This is a genomic window from Microbacterium marinum (genome assembly GCF_014204835.1).
GTDB classification, from domain to species: Bacteria; Actinomycetota; Actinomycetes; order Actinomycetales; family Microbacteriaceae; genus Microbacterium; species Microbacterium marinum.
On record NZ_JACHMD010000001.1, the window covers coordinates 217,569 to 234,573 of the forward strand.

Genomic DNA, 17,005 nt, shown 5'->3' on the forward strand with positions numbered 1-17,005 from the left:
TCAGCCGCCGGCAGCAGGCGGGGTCTGCTTCGCGGCGTCGAGCTCGTCGGCGTACAGCTCCTGCCGGTCGATCGTGCCGTTGCGGTAGGCCTGGCGGCCGACCATGTGCGCGGACAGCGGCGCGGTCGCGAACTGGATCAGCATCACCGGGACGAGGAAGGCGACGGCGGCCCACGACTGCAGTTCGATGCCGACGGCGATCACGATCAGCAGCAACCCGAGCACCTGAGGCTTGGTGGCCGCGTGCAGGCGGGTGGGCACGTCGCGGAACCGCAGCAGTCCGATCGCCGCGGTCAGGCAGAGGAGCGCGCCCGCCAGGATGAGCGCGAGCGAGACGATGTGGAGCACCTCGGTCACTGTTCCGCCCCGTCCCGGCGCGCCACGAAGCGCGCGATCGAGATCGACCCGAACACGCCCACGGCGGCGACGATCAGCAGCACCGGCAACGTGCGGGTGTGGTGGTTGATCGCCATCTCGGCACCGAGCACGCAGATGAGCAGCGTCAGCAGGACATCAGATGCCACGGCGCGGTCGAGGATCGACGGTCCGACGATGATCCGCCACACGGTGAGGAGAGCGCTGATCCCGAAGACTGCGCTGATGACGACGATGAGGACGGTGGTCATGCGTTCCCCTCCCCCGAGGCGCGGGGCGCCTTCGCGGCATCCTTCGCCGGCGTCCCCCGACCTCGAGCGGCACGGGCAGAACGCACCGCCTCAAGCTGCGCGCGCGACCCGACGGCGCGGACGAGGCGCTCCTCCCAGCGCTGCACCGCCCGCCGGTGGTGCTCGACGTCGTCGTCGCTGCGGGTGCCGAGCACGTGCAGGTAGATGATGCGCCGATCACGGTCGGTCTCGAGCACGAGAGAGCCCGGGATGAGGGATGCCGTGATGCCCACGTGCGCCATGATCAGGTCGTCGTCGGTCACCAGCGGCACCGCGATGACGGCGACTCCCGGCTGGCGCCGCGGGTCGATGACCTGCCATGCCACGGTGAGCGATCCCTGGATGAGGGCGGCCGTGAACTGCAGCACGAAGACCAGGAGCCACCACGGGTTCAGTCGCCCCGACAGCTCGACCGGGGGCAGCCGGAAGACGGCGGTGACGAAGATCGCGATCACGAGCCCGGTGACGAACGCGAGGACGGTGAACTGACCCCACAGCAGCATCCACACCGCGATCAGCCACACGAAGAACGGCAGCTGTCGCCAGAGCCCGGTGAGAGCGCTGCGCTTGGCGTCAGTTCGCATCGTCCACCTCCTCCTGCAGCTGGGTGAGGCTCACCGGGTACGGGAGAGCCTCACCGATGCTGGCGCAGAGCCGGTAGAGCGGCCCGGCGAAGATCGTCAGCGCGAGCGTCACGACGACCATGCCGGCGGTCGCCGCCGTCATCACGCGGGGGATCACCCGTCGCTCCGTCTGGATGCCCGAGGCGGGCGCGGCGTCGAGGTAGGAGATCCGGTCGACCAGTCCGGGCTCGTCGGCCTGGTCCTCGTCCTCACGCCAGAACGACAGGTTCCACGCGCGCATGAGGGCGTACAGCGTCAGGAGCGAGGTGACGATGCCGCCGACCATGAGCACGTACATGAGAGGCGTGCCGACCGCGGCCGCGGCGTCGAAGAGCGCGTACTTCCCGATGAATCCCGAGAACGGGGGCAGCCCGCCCAGGTTGATGGCGGGGATGAAATACAGGACCGCAAGGAAGGGGGCGGCGCGCATGAGGCCCTTGACCTTGAGGATCGACGTCGAACCCGCGCGACGCTCGATGAGGCCGACCGCCAGGAACAGGGTCGTCTGCACCACGATGTGGTGGACCATGTAGTAGATCGTGGCGCCGAGCGCCTCGGCGGTGCCGACCGCGAGGCCGAAGACCATGTAGCCGATGTGGCTGACCAGGGTGAACGACAGGATGCGCTTGAGCTCGGCTTGCGCCACCGCTCCCAGGATGCCGACGACCATGGTGGCGAGGGCGACGATCAGCAGCAGGGTGTTGACGTCGTTCTCGCGGAAAATCTGCGTCTCGGTGCGGATCATCGCGTAGACGCCGACCTTCGTCAGCAGTCCCGCGAAGACGGCGGTCACCGGTGCCGGCGCGGTCGGGTAGGAGTCGGGCAGCCAGAACGACAGCGGGAAGACGGCCGCCTTGATGCTGAAGGCCAGGAGCAGCATCAGATGCAGGACGAGCTGTACCTCGTCGGGCAGCTCACCCATCCGGTCGGCGAGCTGGGCCATGTTCACGGTGCCGAGCGCGCCGTAGATGGCCGCGATCGCCGCGAGGAAGAGGATCGACGACACGAGCGAGACCACGATGTAGACGACGCCCGTGCGGATGCGCGACTCGGTCGAGCCCAGTGTGATGAGCACATACGACGCGACGAGCAGGATCTCGAAGCCGACGTACAGATTGAAGAGGTCTCCCGCGATGAAGGCGTTGAAGATGCCGGCCGCGAGGATGAGGTACGAGGGGTGGAAGATCGAGACGGGCGTCTCGTCGTCTCCGTCGGCGGCACCCTGGCCGACGGAGAAGATGAGGACGGCGAGCAGGACGATGCTCGAGACGACCACCAGCAGCGCCGCCAGCCGGTCGACGTAGAGCACGATGCCGAACGGGATGGGCCACCCGCCCACCGACACGGCGAGCGGGACGCCGCTCGCGTCGACGGCGTAGAGAAGGATCGCCGCGACGACGGCGACGAGGGTGAGCGTCGTGATCGAGACCCCGACCTGCACGCGGCGCCGGCGGCCGAAGATCAGCGCGACGGCGGCCCCGAGCAGGGGGAGCGTGACGAGGAGGGGAACGAGGGCGCTCATCGGTCGTCACCTCGCGGTCGGTCGATCGGTGCGTCGTCGCGCAGCTCGGCGATGTCCTGGGCGTGGAGGATCACGATCGGGGACGTCTCGGTGCCGATGAAGTCGGTCGTGGCATCGTCGTCCTCGTCGGTGATCTCGTCGTCCATCGTGTCCTCGTCGGCGGCGGCGCGCTCACGCACCTCGCGGTCGGCCTCGTCGTCGACGACCGTGTCGGCCTGTCCCAGCTGCCAGGACCGATAGATCAGGGCCAGCAGGAAGGCCGATACCGCGAAGGTGATGACGATGGCCGTGAGGGTGAGGGCCTGCGGCAGCGGGTCGCTCATCGCGTCGGGGTCGTCTGCGGCGCCGAAGAAGGGGGCGACACCGGGCTGACCCATGACGATCAGCAGGAACAGGTTGGCGGCGTTTCCGAGCAGGAGGAAGCCGATCAGGACGCGGGTGAGGCTGCGCTCGAGCATCGCGTAGACGCCGGCTGCGAACAGGGCGCCCATCACGATGACCAGGACGAGCGAGACCGTCATGCGTTCACCCGCTCCTTCTGCTCCTGCGTCTGACGGTCGACCTCGGCGCCCAGCGATCGGAGCACGTCGAGGACGAGCCCGATGACGACCAGGTACACGCCGACGTCGAACAGGGTGGACGTGACGAACTCGCCGTGCCCGAGAACGGGGATGTCCCACTCCCAGAAGGTGCTGGTGAGCGGCGCCTGACCGAACAGCACCGGCACGATGGCGGTGCCCACGGCCAGCAGCATGCCCGCTCCGAGGAGGCGACCGGCGTCGGTCGGTGCGGCTGCGCCGAGCTCGTACCGGCCGCCCGCGACGTAGCGCATGACGAGCGCCATGCCCGCGACGAGCCCGCCGGCGAAGCCGCCGCCGGGAAGGTTGTGGCCGGCGAAGAGGAGGTAGATCGAGACGACGATGATCGTGTGGAAGAGCACCCGCACGATGACCTCGAGCATCAGCGAACGGTTCTCCGGACGCACCTTCTGCCCCCCGACGAGCCAGGCCTGGCGCGTGCTGCCGCTGGCAGATCCGCGCGGACGGGGACCCTCCGAAGTCTCGACGAGCGGCCGCCGGAAGCGGGCGGTGGCCGACGGCAGCGAGGGGATCCGCTGCGACCACGTGTCGGCCCGGTGGGTGACGAAGACGAGGGATGCCACGCCGGTGGCGGCGAGGATCAGCACTGACAGCTCGCCCATCGTGTCCCAGCCGCGCAGGTCGACGAGCGTCACGTTCACGACGTTCTTGCCGTTCCCGATCTCGTACGCGAGGTCGGCGAAGCTGTCGGAGATCGGCTGTGCGACCCGCGCACCGGTGGCGATGAGGGCGATCGCGGCCATCGTCACGCCGACCCCGATGCCGAGGATGGCGCGCAGGACCGGGAGCACGGACGCGTTGTGGTCGCCCATACGCGCCGGGATGCGGCGCAGGACGAGAGCGAATGCGATGAGCGTGACCGTCTCGACGAGGATCTGGGTCAACGCGAGGTCGGGGGCCCCGCTCGTCGCGAACAGGAGCACCATCCCGAGCCCGGTGACCGAGACGAGCACGACGCCGGTGTAGCGCTTGCGGGCTCGGACGGCCACGAACCCGGCGAGGATCATGATCGGCGCGACGATCAGCTGGGCGGGGCTCTGCCACGCGTCGTAGGCGATCTTCCACTCGGTTCCGGCGAGCAGTGCGGTCGCCTCGGCGGCGATGAAGACCACGAAGATCGTGCCGACGTAGAAGGGCAGCGACCCGCGCTGGGTGAGCGAGGTCGTCCAGACCGAGAGCTTCGCGATGCCGCGCAGCGTGCCGTTGTAGACGTCGTTCGCGGTGAAGGGCAGGACGCGGCGCTTCCACTGCAGCCGCTGAACGAGCCAGAAGAGCAGCGCGCCCGCGAGGATCGACCCGATCGAGAGGAACAGCGCCGGCTCCCACCCGTGCCACAGCGCGAGGTGGTACGGCTTCCCGCCCTCGGCTTCGGGAATGGTGTCGGCGTATCCCGCCAATGCCACGTCGAGGAGCGGCGCCGCGGCGCCGGCGACGACGGTGAGGCCGCTCAGCACGACGGGCGCGACCATGAAGCCGAGGGGCGGGTCGGGCCATTCGGTCCGCGGCAGCGTCTGGCCCGCGGCATCCTTCTTCGTCCAGAACGCGCCCCACACGAAGCGGATTCCGTAGGCGGCGGTGAGCGCGGAGCCGAGCACGATCCCGACGAGAGGCACCCACGCGGAGGGATCGGTGCCGCCTTCGAGGAACGAGGTCAGCGTCGCCTCCTTGGCGACGAAGCCCACCGTGGGTGCCACGCCGACCATCGAGGCGATCGCGATGATCGAGAAGACGGCGAGGGTCGGAGCCTGTCGACCGACTCCCGAGAGCTCTCCGATGTCACGGGTGCTGAGCTGTCGGTCGATGACGCCGACGATCAGGAACAGCGCCGACTTGAAGAGCGCGTGCCCGATGAGCAGCGCGAGGCCGGCGAGGGCCGAGTTCCGCTCGCCGTAGCCGAGGACCACCGTGAGCATGCCGAGCTGGCTGACCGTGCCGAAGGCGAGGACGCGCTTCAGGTCCGACTCGCGCAGCGCCTGCAGGCCGCCGAGCAGCATGGTGAACAGGCCGAGCGCGATGATGATCGGTCGCCAGGGCTCGGCCTCGGCGAACCCGGGAGCGAACCGGGCGATTAGGTAGATGCCGGCCTTCACCATGGCGGCCGCGTGCAGGTAGGCGCTGACCGGGGTGGGGGCGGCCATGGCTCCGGGGAGCCAGAAGTGGAACGGGAAGATCGCCGACTTGCTGAGCGCGCCGACCAGGAGCATCACGAGCGCGGCATCCAGGAGCATCGCCTGCTGCCCCTCGAAGATCGGGCCGGCAGCGATCATGTCGCTGATGCTGGTGGTCTCGTAGAGGACGACGAGCATCACGACGCCGATGAGCATGACGAGGCCGCCGAGGGTCGTGACCAGTAGCGCCTGGAGGGCGGCTCGACGGCTCGCGCCGCGTCGGTGGTAGAAGCCGATGAGCAGGTAGGAGAGGACGCTCGTCACTTCCCACAGCATGATCAGCACGACGATGTCGTCGGTCAGGACGAGGCCGTACATCGCGCCGGCGAAGGCGAGCAGCACGGCGGAGAAGAGGGCGAGACCTTCTTTCTTGCCCGCGAAGTACCACCGGCAGTAGACGAGGACGAGAGCGCCGACGCCGGTGACGATGAGGGACATCACCCAGCCGAGCACGTCCATCTGCATCGACAGGCGGACCTGCAGATCGGGGATCCAGGCGTATGTCTCGAACGGGATATCACCCGCGAGGATGCGAGGCCCCTGCAGAGCCGTGTGCACGAAGGCGACGATCGGCACGACCGCGGCGACCAGGAAGGTGCGGGATCCCCACCGCGGCACGAGGGCCGGAAGGATCAACGGCACGAGCGCGAACGCGAGGAGGAGGATCAGCAACCTGGCCTCCTCTGTGCGTCGCGGGGGTCGAGGATTCCAGTCTACCCGGCGGAGTCCGAGCGGGGCCCCAGCGCCTTCCCAGCGGAGACGGATACGGGAGCGGTCGTGTTCCCTCGTCGGAATGTACAGGAGAGGGTGAGGGATGCCGGTTCGCGTCCCTCGAGCATGGCGACCACGGCCTCCCCGGCGGCGCGTCCCTTCGCCGCGGCATCCTGCACGAGCGTGGTGAGCGCGTAGGGGGCGAGACCGTCGACGACGATTCCGTCGAAGCCGGTGACGCTCAGGTCCTCCGGGACGCGAAGCCCCGCCTCCTCGGCGGCGCGGATGACACCCGCGGCGAGCATGTCGCTCTGGGCGAGGATCGCGGTCGGGCGGACACCGGCGAGGAGCACCCGGCCGGCGGCGAGACCCTCGTCGATGGAGCTCTCCGCCGTCGCGTACGCGGGGGCATCGGGGTAGACGTCGCGAGCGCCCTGCAGGCGGTCGCGGGTGACGTCCACCGTGATGCCGGCCTCGTCGTCGTGGAAGCCGCGGCGCCGAGCCCCGTCCCGCGGGAGCGTGACGATGGCGACATCGCGATGTCCCAGCGAGCGCACGTGCTCCGCCGCCTGTCGCTGCGCCTCGCGGTTGTCGAGGAGGATGCGGGGGATGTCGGCACCGGCATCGCCCTCGATCACGGCCACGGGAAGGCCGCGACCGCGGACGGTCTCGACCGACGCCCGGACGATCTCGTTGCAGCCGAGGAGGACGGCGGCATCGATGGGCGCCGAGGTGAGGCTCGGCGCAGTCGCGGGGGCGTCGGGGCCCTCGTCCCGCAGCAGCAGGATGCCCGCGCCGATCGGCGCGAGCGCGTCGCTCAAGCCGTCCATCATGGCGGCGTTGACCGGGTCGCGGAACGCCGCGCCCAGCCTCTCCCGGAAGAGCACGGCGACGATGCCGGCGCGTCCGGTGCGCAGCGATGCCGCCCGGGGGTCGGGGCCCGTGTAGCCGAGCGACTCCGCGGCGGCGATCACCTTGGCGCGGGTCGCGTCTGAGACGACGACCTTGCCGCTGAAGACGACGGATGCCGTGGATGCCGAGACGCCGGCCTCGCGCGCCACGTCCGCAATGGTGGCTCGACGGGAACTCATGGTGCGATGGTACCCGCTCTGTTCCAGCGATCGAATCGTTTCGGAGATTCCGCTACAGTGTCGACGTGCACACCGAGTTAACCGCCTCCCGACTGCTGGCCTGGCGCCTGGCCGTCTTCGCCATCTTCACCGCCAGCGGGCTGAGCATTGCGACCTGGGCGTCGCGCGTCCCCTCGATCAAGGCCGCGCTCGACATCGACAACTCCGCCATCGGACTCCTGCTGCTGGGAATGGGCGCCGCATCGATCCTCGGGCTGTCGTCGGCGTCGGTGATCGCTGCACGGATGGGGACGCGTCGCGGCATGCTCGCCGTGATGCTCGTCCTCGCGACCGGTCTCGCCCTCATCGGTGTCGGCACCGACGTCGTCCCGGCGCTGCCGCTCGTCCTCGTCGGGTTGGCTCTGTTCGGGTTCGGCAACGGCGCCCTCGACGTCATGATGAACGTCGACGGGGCGGCGATCGAGGTGGAGGTCGGGAAGACGATCCTCCCGCTGTTCCACGCCTTCTTCAGTTTCGGAACCGTGATCGGTGCCGGCATCGGCGCCGCCGCCGCCGGGGCGCGCATCGACGTGTTCCCCCACACCGTCACCATCGCCATCGCCATCGTGGCCATCGCCGTGATCTCGTTCGTCTACGTGCCCCAGCGCACCTTCGGGGCACCCGATGACGCCCCCAGCGGCTGGCGCGACCGGCTCGCGACGGCCCTGTCGGCCTGGCGCGAGCCGCGCACCTACGTCCTCGGCATCGTCATGCTGGGCATGGCGTTCGCAGAGGGCGGTGCGAACGACTGGATGGCGCTCGGCGTCAGCGAGGATCACGGCGGTGGGCCCGCACTCGGCGCCGTCGCGCTCACCGTCTTCTCGGTCGCGATGACCGTGTTCCGCGTGCTGGGCGGTCCGCTCGTCGACCGGTTCGGCCGTGTCACGACCCTCCGGGTGCTGGCGGCGACGGCGACGATCGGCATCCTGCTGTTCATCCTCGCGCCGAACATGCCGCTGGTGTTCGTGGGTGCGGCACTGTGGGGTGCGGGCGCGTCGCTCGGGTTCCCGCTGGGCATGTCCGCTGCAGCCGATGACCCCGCGCGCGCCGCGGCTCGCGTCAGCGCGGCCGCGACGATCGGCTACGTCGCCTTCCTCTGCGGACCGCCGATCCTCGGCGTGATCAGCGACCGCATCGGCCTGCTCAACACGCTGTACATCATCGTCGCCCTCGTCGCGGCGTCGGGATTCGCGTCGGCGGCGGCCAAGCCGCTACCCGGCACGCGTGGCACCTCGCGCTGACGGCGGCCGAGCCGGAACGACACCGGGTCAGAACAGGCGGGGCGCGCCCGACTCGATGCCCTTCATCTCGTCGTAGTCGAGGGTGACGCAGCGGATGCCGCGATCGGCGGCGAGCACCTTGGCCTGCGGCTTGATCTCCTGGGCGGCGAAGACGCCGGTCACCGGCGCGAGGTGCGGGTCGCGCCCGAGGAGCTCGAGGTATCGCGTGAGCTGCTCGACCCCGTCGATGTCTCCTCGGCGCTTCACCTCGACGGCGATGGTGCCGCCCTCGGGGTTTCGGAGCAGGAGGTCCACGGGGCCGATCGCGGTCGGGAACTCGCGGCGGACGAGGGTCAGGTTCTCGCCGATGACACCGACCTGCTCGGCGAGCAGCCGCTGGAGGTCGGCTTCGACGCCGTCCTTGATGAGCCCGGGATCGATGCCGAGTTCGTGGGACGAATCGTGGATCACCTCGTACAGCCGAACCGTGAGGGCGTCGCCGGTCTTCGCGTGCGTGACCCGCCACATCTCCACGACGTCCGCATCGTCCTCGCCCGGCTCGACGACGGTGAGCGTGCACGGCGGGCTCATCCAGTTCAGGGGTGCGTGTTGTACGTCTCGATGAAACGCGACCGTGCCGTCCGCCTTGACCATGATGAGCCGTGTCGCGAGGGGGAGATGTGTCTTGAGCCGACCGGTGTAGTCGACTGAACAACGAGCAATGACGAGTCTCACCGACTCAGATTACTCGGCACCGCTCGTCGAGGCGCCGGTCGGCGACGCCGCGGTTCGTCGAACAGCTCGCGCGCGCATTCGCGACGCGGACGCGGGTGTCCGGGATCGTCCGGAATGGCGATTTTCGACTTCGGGCCCACGATATGGCTTGTTAGATCGGGTGCCATGGCACGACCACGACCCGAATGGGCTGACTACATCGTCGACAGCGCGCACGCCGACACCGCTGCGCTGGGCGCGACGATCGCCGCCGAGGCGCAGCGCAGTCGCCGCGTGCAACTGGAGGCGGCACGTCGACAGGTCGAGGCAACCCAGCAGCAGACGGTCGCGATTCGCGAGACGGCGCTCGCGATGCAGGATGCCGCGGATCGGCAGGTGGAGGCGCAGTACGCGACCGCCGGCGTGGTCGCCGAGGTCGGGGCTTCGGTGGATGCCCTCGCCGATCGTGTCGGTGACTCGCTGGACCTCGGCTTCCTGCGCCTCCAGCAGACGGTGGATGAGGGAATCGCCACCCTCGATCGGAACTTGGATGTGCTCGCGGGGGTGATGCACGGCGGCTTCGAGTTGGTCGGTCAGCGCATGCTCGAGCAGACCGCCGTGCTCGGCGACATCGCGACGATGACCGCGAACCCGCTGTCGACCGCTGCGGCCGAGCACTACCGCCGTGGTGTGCAGTCGTTGCAGCAGAGGTGGCTCGAGGAGGCCATCGCCGAACTGGAGCAGGCTGTCGACAAAGACCGGACCAATCCTGCGCCGCACTATGCGCTCGGCGTCGCGAAGGCCGCATCGAACGAACCCGCGGATGCGTTCACCGCGCTCGCCTCGGCCATCAAGTACTCCGTCGCCGACGAGAGATGGGCATCGTTGGCCGCGAGCGCGGCGATCTTGCTGCGCTCCGTCGCCGGCCCAGAACAGGCCGACGAGGTGGCGCGCGCGTTGGACACCGCACTGCTCGTCGCGCCGACCTGCGCCGAACTGCTCCTGGTCCGCGCGGCGCATCTGGGCTCGTACGATGACCTCGTCGCGGCGTTCACCCTCGCTCCGGAGCTGGCTCTCGTGGCCGTTCAGGGGGGCGTTCCCGGTGCCGAGGAGGCCGCACAGTCTGTTCACGACGATCCGGCGGGACCCATCCGTGCCCGCCGGGAGATCCAGCGCATCGTGGCGTCGTCGGGAGATCCAGATTTTGGGAGCGACGCCCCGCCCGCCGATGTCCCGCAGGCCATGATCGGGTACCCCGGATGGGTGCGCACGGTGCTGCCGACGATCGCGCGCCACGTACGCACGGGCATCCCTCAGCGTCTCGAGGGCGCCGCTGCGGTTGCGTCTATGACCAAGGCCGCGGCCGACCTCGGTCGGATCACTCTCGCCGGCGCGCACGACTCCCTGCGCGGTCATGAACGCCGCAGAGACGAGGCGGCAGCGCGCGTGGCGCGGAACCGGGCTGCAGTCGAGGCGTACCGCATGCTCCCGCCTGCGACGGCCACCCTCGAACATGAGGCGCGCGCGAGCCGCGGCATCCGGCTGTTCCTTCGCCCCTTGGTGGCGTTGATGTTGGTGATTCTGCTCACGAACGTGGCGGGTGCGAACACGATGGTCTCCGTTCCGGCCGGGATCGCCGCGTTCGTCTTCGCGATCCTCCTCGTCGTATGGCTTGTCAAGGCGTTTCGAGCGCTCGCAGAGGAACGCGAGGTCGTACGGCGTGAGGCGGCCACAGCACAGCAGATTCGGGAACATCAGGTCATGCTCGCTCAGCAGCAGGCGGATCGCGCTCGGGACCGCGCCGAAGGGGATCTCGCCGCCGCGACCGCGACACTCACCGCGATGGAGCAGCGAGTGGCGAGTGAGGCCGCCCGCATCGCACAGCTCGAAGCGGAGCTCGATGCCTTGGACGAGGAGCACCGCGGGGCGAGCGACGCCCATGCCGCGCTCGTCGCGGACACGGAGCGCTTCCAGCGGCCGATCCTCGCCCTCCTCCCCTCCATCGAACGCGATCGCATCCGCCCGCTCGGCGATGCACTCTGACCTCGAGCGGAATGCGCACAGACATTCCGTCGAACCCACCCAACGAGAGAGGACCGTCATGACCACGACTCCCGCAGGCTGGTACGCCGCCGAACAACACCCCGGACACCAGCGCTATTGGGACGGCGCGCAGTGGACCGAGCATTTCCATCCGCCCCTCGGTGAGACCCCGGCCGCTCCCGTCGTGGCGGCCGCCGACGTCGCACGGATCGCCGCGGCGCCCACGAGTGACGATGACATCGTGGGCATCTTGAACTCGCTGAAAACCGACGCGATCGCTGCCGGGATGCTGACGAAGCACAAAGTCACCTCGAAGGTGAACAAGCGCCGCGGCGAGGTGGAGGCAACCTTCACGGCGAGCTTGAAGACCGTGAAGAACTACTGGGTCAAGATCGAGGTGGTGAAGACTCCGCACGGTGTCAGCTGGTCGCCCGACAACGGCGTCTGGAGCAAGGACGGCGCCTCACGCGGAGGCAAGATGGGACTCGCCAACGAGCTGTCCGCCGGTGGGGGGATCGTCAGCGGCCTGGTCGGAAATATGCTCGCGGGCTCGGTGGCGAAGGCCGCCGCGAAGGACGCGCAACGGGCCCAGCTGGAGTATGCCGCGTTCGAGTCCGCGGTGCTGTCCAACTACTACGCCTGATCGCGGCAGGTCCGACGATGGCGGATGCTGCGGCCTACCGCATACGACCATCTCGGACGCATTCCGCCTCGGACGACGCCGCCTCAACCCGGCGCTGATCGCGGAGATCGTGGCCGCACTCGACGAGGACCCAACGGCCGTCGACGCATGGCGAGCCCGCGTCGCGGCGGCGACCGCAGTCGATGCGCTGCCCGCAGTCGATGCGGTGCCCGATCCAATCCCCAACCTCGTGAGCACGCCGCCCGCGCGCAGGCCTCCGGGATGGATTCTCCTCCTCCTCCTCGCCGGCCTTCTTCTAAACGCGACTGGAAAGTTCGTCAACCCGCTGCTCGGCGACGTCTTCTTCTTCGACATGATCGGGACCGCCGTCGTCGCGATCCTCGCAGGGCCATGGGTCGCTGCGGGTGTCGGCGCGCTGTTCATCCTCGTCGAGCTCCTGAAGGGTCAGCTCGTCGCGGCCCTCTTCTCAGTCACGATGGTCACGGCGGGGCTCGTCTGGGGCTTCGGCGCCACGCGATTCGGCATGGCGTCGACGCTGCCGCGCTTCCTCGGCCTCAGCGCGATCGTGGCGGTCGCGACCTCGCTCATCGCCGTGCCGATCACCGTGCTCTACCTCGGCGGCGCGACGGATCGAGGGCTCGACGCACTACGTGACACCGTCATGGCGATCGCCCGCGTCGACTCCGGCGTCGCGATCGGGGTCGTCAACCTCACGATCTCGGTCGTCGACAAACTGGCGGTCGGCGCTGCAGCGTACGCGATCGCACGCGTCGTCGGTGCGACGGGCTCCGTCGACGTGCGTCATGCGCACGGCTCTAGGCTGGAGGCATGACGACGCGCTCCCCCTGGTCCTGCATCCTCTGGGACGTGGACGGCACGATCGTGGACGCCTCGGAGGGCATCCTGAATCGCCTCACCCGCTGCCTCACGCACTTCGGTCTCCCGGCGCCCACCCGCGAAGAGTTGGTCCACTGGATCGGTCCGCCGATGTTCGACTCGTTCCAGAAGAACGTGGGGATGACGCCCGAGCAGGCGACCGAGGCGGTCACGTACTACCGCGCGATCGGCAAGGCCGACGGCTACACGTCGGGGGCGCGGCTCTACCCGGAGATCGGAGAGCTCATCGCAGAGGTGGCCGCCGCGGGGATCCCGCAGGCGACCGCAAGCTCGAAGCCCGAGAACCAGGTCGTGGCGCTCATGGAGCACTTCGGCCTCGCCGAACACATGCAGGCGATGGCCGGCGCGACGCCCGACGAGAAGACGCTGGCCTCGAAGGCCGACATCGTCGCCGAATCGCTGCGCAGGCTCGCCGCCTGCGGAGCAGACGTGAGCCGACCGATCCTCATCGGCGACCGCCACCACGACGTGGACGGCGGCGCTGCCAACGGCGTACCGGTGATCTTCGTGCGGTGGGGCTTCAGCTGGCCGCACGAATCCGAGGGGGCGCAGGCGGCGGTCGACACGGTGGCCGACCTCCGCCGCCTGCTCCTCCTGTCAGACGAGGTCTGACAGGCCTAGATCAGACGTGATGTCTGATGAAGCCTCAAAGGGGGCGGATGTTCTCCGCCTGCAGGCCCTTGGGGCCCTGCGCGATGTCGAACTCGACACGCTGGTTCTCTTCCAGCGAGCGGTAGCCCGAGGACTCGATGGCGGAGTAGTGGGCGAAGACGTCGGCGCCGCCTTCATCGGGAGCGATGAAGCCGAAGCCCTTCTCCGAGTTGAACCACTTGACGGTACCGCTGACGCTCATGAACTGCCTTACTTGATAGATGCCGACGACACGTGCGCCGGTCGCTCCCCAACCTAGCCGCCCGCGCGCCGCCTGTCTCCCCCTGGGTGAGAAGGTGACGAAAACGTTGCCCGACCGTCACCCGGCGGCCTCCTCGCCAAGCCCTCGGCGCGGCACCGCCCGGCGTCTAGGGTGAAGCCGTGCCCGCCTCCCCCTCTGCCCCTCCCGGCCGCCTTCCCGTCGTCGGCAGCGCGGTGCTCCGCAACGTGCGGCTGCTCGACGGCACGGGCGCTGCCCCCGAGCATCGCTCCCTCGTGATCGAGGAAGGCGTGATCGCCTCGATCGACGCGGACGAGGTCGCGGCATCCGGCACCGCAATAGATATGGGCGGGGCCTTCGTCATGCCGGGCCTCGTCAACATGCACAACCACTTCTCGCTGTCGCTGCCCGGCCCCGGCGGCGACGCCGTGAGTGCGCTCGGTGCGCACGGACTGGCCCTCCATATGGCGGATGCCGCGCGGCGGACCCTGCTCTCCGGGGTGACGACAGTGCGATGCGTCGCCGAGAAGGACGGTGCCGATTTCGCGCTGCGGAGGGCGATCGACGCCGGACAGGTGGTGGGGCCGCGCATCCGCACGGCGGGGCGCGCGCTCTGCTGCACCGGAGGTCACGGCCACGAGACCGGGGACACGGTCGAATGCGACGGCGCCGACGGGTTCGCCCGCGGCGTCCGGAGCCAGATCGCTCTGGGTGCGGACCTCATCAAGCTGATGATCTCCGGCGGCATCGCCGGCGAGCACGAGCAGATCACGACGCCGCAGCTGACCCGGAGCGAAATGGCGGCCGCCATCGAGACCTCGCACGCGTGGGGTAGGAAGGTCACCGCCCACGCGGGGCCCGCCGCCGTCATCGCCGAAGCCGTGCGCCTGGGCCTCGACTGTGTGGAGCACGGCTACGAGCTGACGCCCGAGGTCGCGCGCCTCATGGCTCAGCACGGGACCGCACTCGTTCCCACGCTCGTCGTCACCCGCGCGCAGGCGTTCTTCGACGACCTCGGCGTTCCGGCGTGGATGCAGGAGCGATCGCTGAGCGCCGGACCCCGCCACCTCGAGTCGTACCGCGCGGCGATCGCGGCCGGCGTCACCGTGCTTCTGGGCAGCGACATGCCGCCGTACTGGGACTTCGAGGGGACGACGGCGATCGTCCGCGAGCTCGAGCACATGGAGGCGGGCGGACTGACCGGGCACGATCTCCTCCGAGCGGCGACGGTCGGGCCGGCGCAGTGGCTTGGCGACCACGACCGCTACGGGCGTCTCCTCCCGGGGATGGCGGCGGACCTCATTGCCATGCCCGCTGATCCTTCGGCGGGGATCACTGCACTCCGGGGCCTCGACTTCGTGATGAAGGCGGGCGTCATCGTGCGCGACGACCGTCAGCGAGAGGGGTCGGCTTCACACTGACGGCGCTCTCACCCGCTCGCCGACGGCGCGGCATCCGGGTTGGTCAGAAGAGCCCGCAGCGGACCGAGCCCCATCGGACCCAACGCGAGCGCGTCACGGTGGAAGTCGCGCAAGGAGAATCGCGACCCTTCCGCCTCCTCGCGTGCCGACCGGGCCTGCCACCACAGCCGCGCCCCGACCTTGAACGCCAGTGCCTGGCCCGGCCACCCGAGATAGCGATCGACTTCGAAGCCGGCGAGCTCCGGTGCGACCAGGGCGAGGTCGACGAGCAGGCGCACGGCGAGCTCCGGTGACCACTCCGTCTCGGAGGTGAAGGGATTGAGCGGGATGCCGCGCCCGGTGTGGAGTCCGATGTCGGCGACGATGCGAACGGACCGCCAGATCTGCCCGAGGATCAGGCCGAGGCGCTCGGCGTCGTCGCGGATGAGTCCGAGGTCGTCGGCGACCTGCTCCGCGTAATGGGCCCAACCCTCCGCATACCCGTGGATGTGACACAGGTGCCGTTGCCATGGGTGAAGGTCGGGATCGGCGGCCGTCAGGACGAACTGAAGATGGTGGCCCGGCACTCCCTCGTGGTGCACGCTCGTCACCTCCTGCCACGTCGCCGCCACCGGCACCCCGGTCGGGATGGTCCAGACGACCCGGCCCGGTGACGAGCCGTCGGGGGCGCCCGGGCTGTAATAGACAACGCCCGATGCGGCCTCCGACACCAGGCATTCGACGTGGTGAACGGATGCCGGGAGGTCGAAAGCCTCCGCTGACGCGGCGATCGTCTGCGCGACCCGCTCGGCGAGCCACCCCCGGATCGCTTCGACGCCCTCAAGACGGTACGCCGGATCGCGGTCCAGCCGGGCCGCGGCATCCCGCACCGGATCCGACCCCACGCCGCCGAGACGCTCGGCGAGCGCTCGGGCTTCGGCGGTGAGCCGGCGCAGTTCCGACCAGCCATATGCGTATGTGTCGTCGAGATCGATCTGCGCGCCGAGCATCGCCGCCGTCATGGCCGCGTACACCTCCTCGCCCACGCCGTCGCGCGCCGGTGCGTATGCCGGGAGCTCATTGCGGAGCAGGTCGACGAGCTCGCGGAGCGCGGCCGAGGTCTCGGCGGCGGCCGTGCGGACGCGGGCGCGCGTCGCGTCATCGATCCCCCCCGCGAGCGGCAGGGACGCGAACCAATCGGAGCTGACCCACCCGTCCACCTGAGCGGCGAGGGTGTCGAGCTGACGGACCGGGGCGACCCCGCTCCCGGCGAACCGATGCGATTCGTCACGGGCCCACCGGAGCGCGGCGATGTAGTCGCGGACGGCGGCCGGTGCGGCCTCGAGCCGTGCGACGACGGTCTGCCCGGCGGCATCCGGCGTGACGACCGCACCCTCGAACGCCTGGCGGATGAGATGCACGGGAGTTGCGAGGCCCGCGACCAGGCGCGGGGTGAATCCGGTGTCGAACAGCACGCGCTCGTGCTCCAAGCGCTCCCGGAGCGCGGCGCGCAGGACGGGGTCGCCCTCCGGTGTCGCGTCGAGTGCCGCGAGGGTCTCGCCCTGGAGCGCGTATTTCCGCTGGAGCCACGCCGGACCCACGTCAGGGAGGAGCGAGGCGGACACCCGGCCGATCGCCTGCGCGGCATCCGGCTCGTGTTCGGCCAGCTCGGCCACGTAGTCGTCGGCGAGGGCGTGGATCGGATCGGCGCGGTGCACCCGCTCACCCTATGGGGCACCGTCAAGGAGTGGCTCGAGCTCGCGCCGAAGGAGCGAGTTTGCAAGGCGAGCGGATCGGCG

At 69.6% G+C, this 17,005-nt stretch carries 16 protein-coding genes; 6 read left to right on the top strand and 10 right to left on the bottom strand.

Annotated features, from left to right (window positions below):
* The 7 genes from mnhG to BKA24_RS01020 are packed head-to-tail and all read right to left on the bottom strand — an operon-like array spanning position 1 to position 7,379.
* A complete protein-coding gene (gene mnhG / locus BKA24_RS00990) occupies positions 1-357 on the bottom strand; it encodes a monovalent cation/H(+) antiporter subunit G (protein WP_184214419.1) in 357 nt (118 codons plus the stop codon).
* Positions 354-626, bottom strand: coding sequence for an MrpF/PhaF family protein (locus tag BKA24_RS00995; RefSeq protein ID WP_184214421.1), 273 nt, complete (start codon positions 624-626; stop codon positions 354-356). The genes mnhG and BKA24_RS00995 overlap by 4 nt, the downstream gene beginning before the upstream one ends.
* Positions 623-1,249 (bottom strand): Na+/H+ antiporter subunit E, encoded by a 627-nt coding sequence (locus BKA24_RS01000; RefSeq protein ID WP_184214423.1) that lies wholly within the window; start codon positions 1,247-1,249, stop codon positions 623-625. The genes BKA24_RS00995 and BKA24_RS01000 overlap by 4 nt, the downstream gene beginning before the upstream one ends.
* Positions 1,239-2,810, bottom strand: coding sequence for a Na+/H+ antiporter subunit D (locus BKA24_RS01005; protein WP_184214425.1), 1,572 nt, complete (start codon positions 2,808-2,810; stop codon positions 1,239-1,241). Before BKA24_RS01005 ends, BKA24_RS01000 begins: the two co-directional genes overlap by 11 nt.
* Positions 2,807-3,331 carry a Na(+)/H(+) antiporter subunit C gene (locus BKA24_RS01010; RefSeq protein ID WP_184214427.1) on the bottom strand — a complete coding sequence of 175 codons (525 nt, stop codon included), beginning with the start codon at positions 3,329-3,331 and terminating at the stop codon, positions 2,807-2,809. The genes BKA24_RS01005 and BKA24_RS01010 overlap by 4 nt, the downstream gene beginning before the upstream one ends.
* Positions 3,328-6,249, bottom strand: coding sequence for a Na+/H+ antiporter subunit A (locus BKA24_RS01015; RefSeq protein ID WP_184214429.1), 2,922 nt, complete (start codon positions 6,247-6,249; stop codon positions 3,328-3,330). Before BKA24_RS01015 ends, BKA24_RS01010 begins: the two co-directional genes overlap by 4 nt.
* 41 nt (positions 6,250-6,290) lie before the next feature.
* Positions 6,291-7,379 (bottom strand): LacI family DNA-binding transcriptional regulator, encoded by a 1,089-nt coding sequence (locus BKA24_RS01020; protein ID WP_184214431.1) that lies wholly within the window; start codon positions 7,377-7,379, stop codon positions 6,291-6,293.
* Positions 7,380-7,444: 65 nt separating this feature from the next.
* Between BKA24_RS01020 and BKA24_RS01025 the strand changes: the two genes are divergently transcribed.
* Positions 7,445-8,659, top strand: a complete 1,215-nt coding sequence (locus BKA24_RS01025; protein ID WP_184214433.1) for an MFS transporter — start codon at positions 7,445-7,447, stop codon at positions 8,657-8,659.
* Positions 8,660-8,686: 27 nt separating this feature from the next.
* Here BKA24_RS01025 and nucS read toward each other — a convergent pair whose 3' ends face one another.
* Entirely contained in the window at positions 8,687-9,373 is a 687-nt protein-coding gene (nucS, locus tag BKA24_RS01030) for an endonuclease NucS (protein ID WP_184214435.1), read from the bottom strand.
* 165 nt (positions 9,374-9,538) lie between these two features.
* Between nucS and BKA24_RS01035 the strand changes: the two genes are divergently transcribed.
* The 4 genes from BKA24_RS01035 (at position 9,539) to BKA24_RS01050 (ending at position 13,547) form a co-directional block, all read left to right on the top strand.
* Positions 9,539-11,395, top strand: a complete 1,857-nt coding sequence (locus BKA24_RS01035; RefSeq protein ID WP_184214437.1) for a hypothetical protein — start codon at positions 9,539-9,541, stop codon at positions 11,393-11,395.
* 58 nt (positions 11,396-11,453) lie between these two features.
* Positions 11,454-12,038, top strand: coding sequence for a DUF2510 domain-containing protein (locus BKA24_RS01040; protein ID WP_184214439.1), 585 nt, complete (start codon positions 11,454-11,456; stop codon positions 12,036-12,038).
* Between the two features lie 109 nt (positions 12,039-12,147).
* Positions 12,148-12,870, top strand: coding sequence for a hypothetical protein (locus BKA24_RS01045; RefSeq protein ID WP_184214441.1), 723 nt, complete (start codon positions 12,148-12,150; stop codon positions 12,868-12,870).
* The gene (locus BKA24_RS01050) at positions 12,867-13,547 is read left to right on the top strand and encodes an HAD hydrolase-like protein (protein ID WP_184214443.1); all 681 of its coding nucleotides are present in this window, start codon (positions 12,867-12,869) and stop codon (positions 13,545-13,547) included. The genes BKA24_RS01045 and BKA24_RS01050 overlap by 4 nt, the downstream gene beginning before the upstream one ends.
* Positions 13,548-13,581: 34 nt before the next feature.
* Here BKA24_RS01050 and BKA24_RS01055 read toward each other — a convergent pair whose 3' ends face one another.
* On the bottom strand, positions 13,582-13,788 hold the full coding sequence (locus BKA24_RS01055) for a cold-shock protein (RefSeq protein WP_064002832.1): 207 nt from the start codon (positions 13,786-13,788) through the stop codon (positions 13,582-13,584).
* A 179-nt stretch (positions 13,789-13,967) separates the two neighbouring features.
* On the opposite strand from BKA24_RS01055, the gene BKA24_RS01060 reads away from it, so the two are divergent.
* Complete coding sequence (locus BKA24_RS01060) at positions 13,968-15,227, top strand: amidohydrolase family protein (RefSeq protein WP_221417252.1); 1,260 nt, start codon at positions 13,968-13,970, stop codon at positions 15,225-15,227.
* Positions 15,228-15,235: 8 nt separating this feature from the next.
* Here BKA24_RS01060 and BKA24_RS01065 read toward each other — a convergent pair whose 3' ends face one another.
* A complete protein-coding gene (locus BKA24_RS01065; protein ID WP_184214445.1) occupies positions 15,236-16,924 on the bottom strand; it encodes a DUF885 family protein in 1,689 nt (562 codons plus the stop codon).
* Between the last annotated feature and the right edge of the window lie 81 nt (positions 16,925-17,005).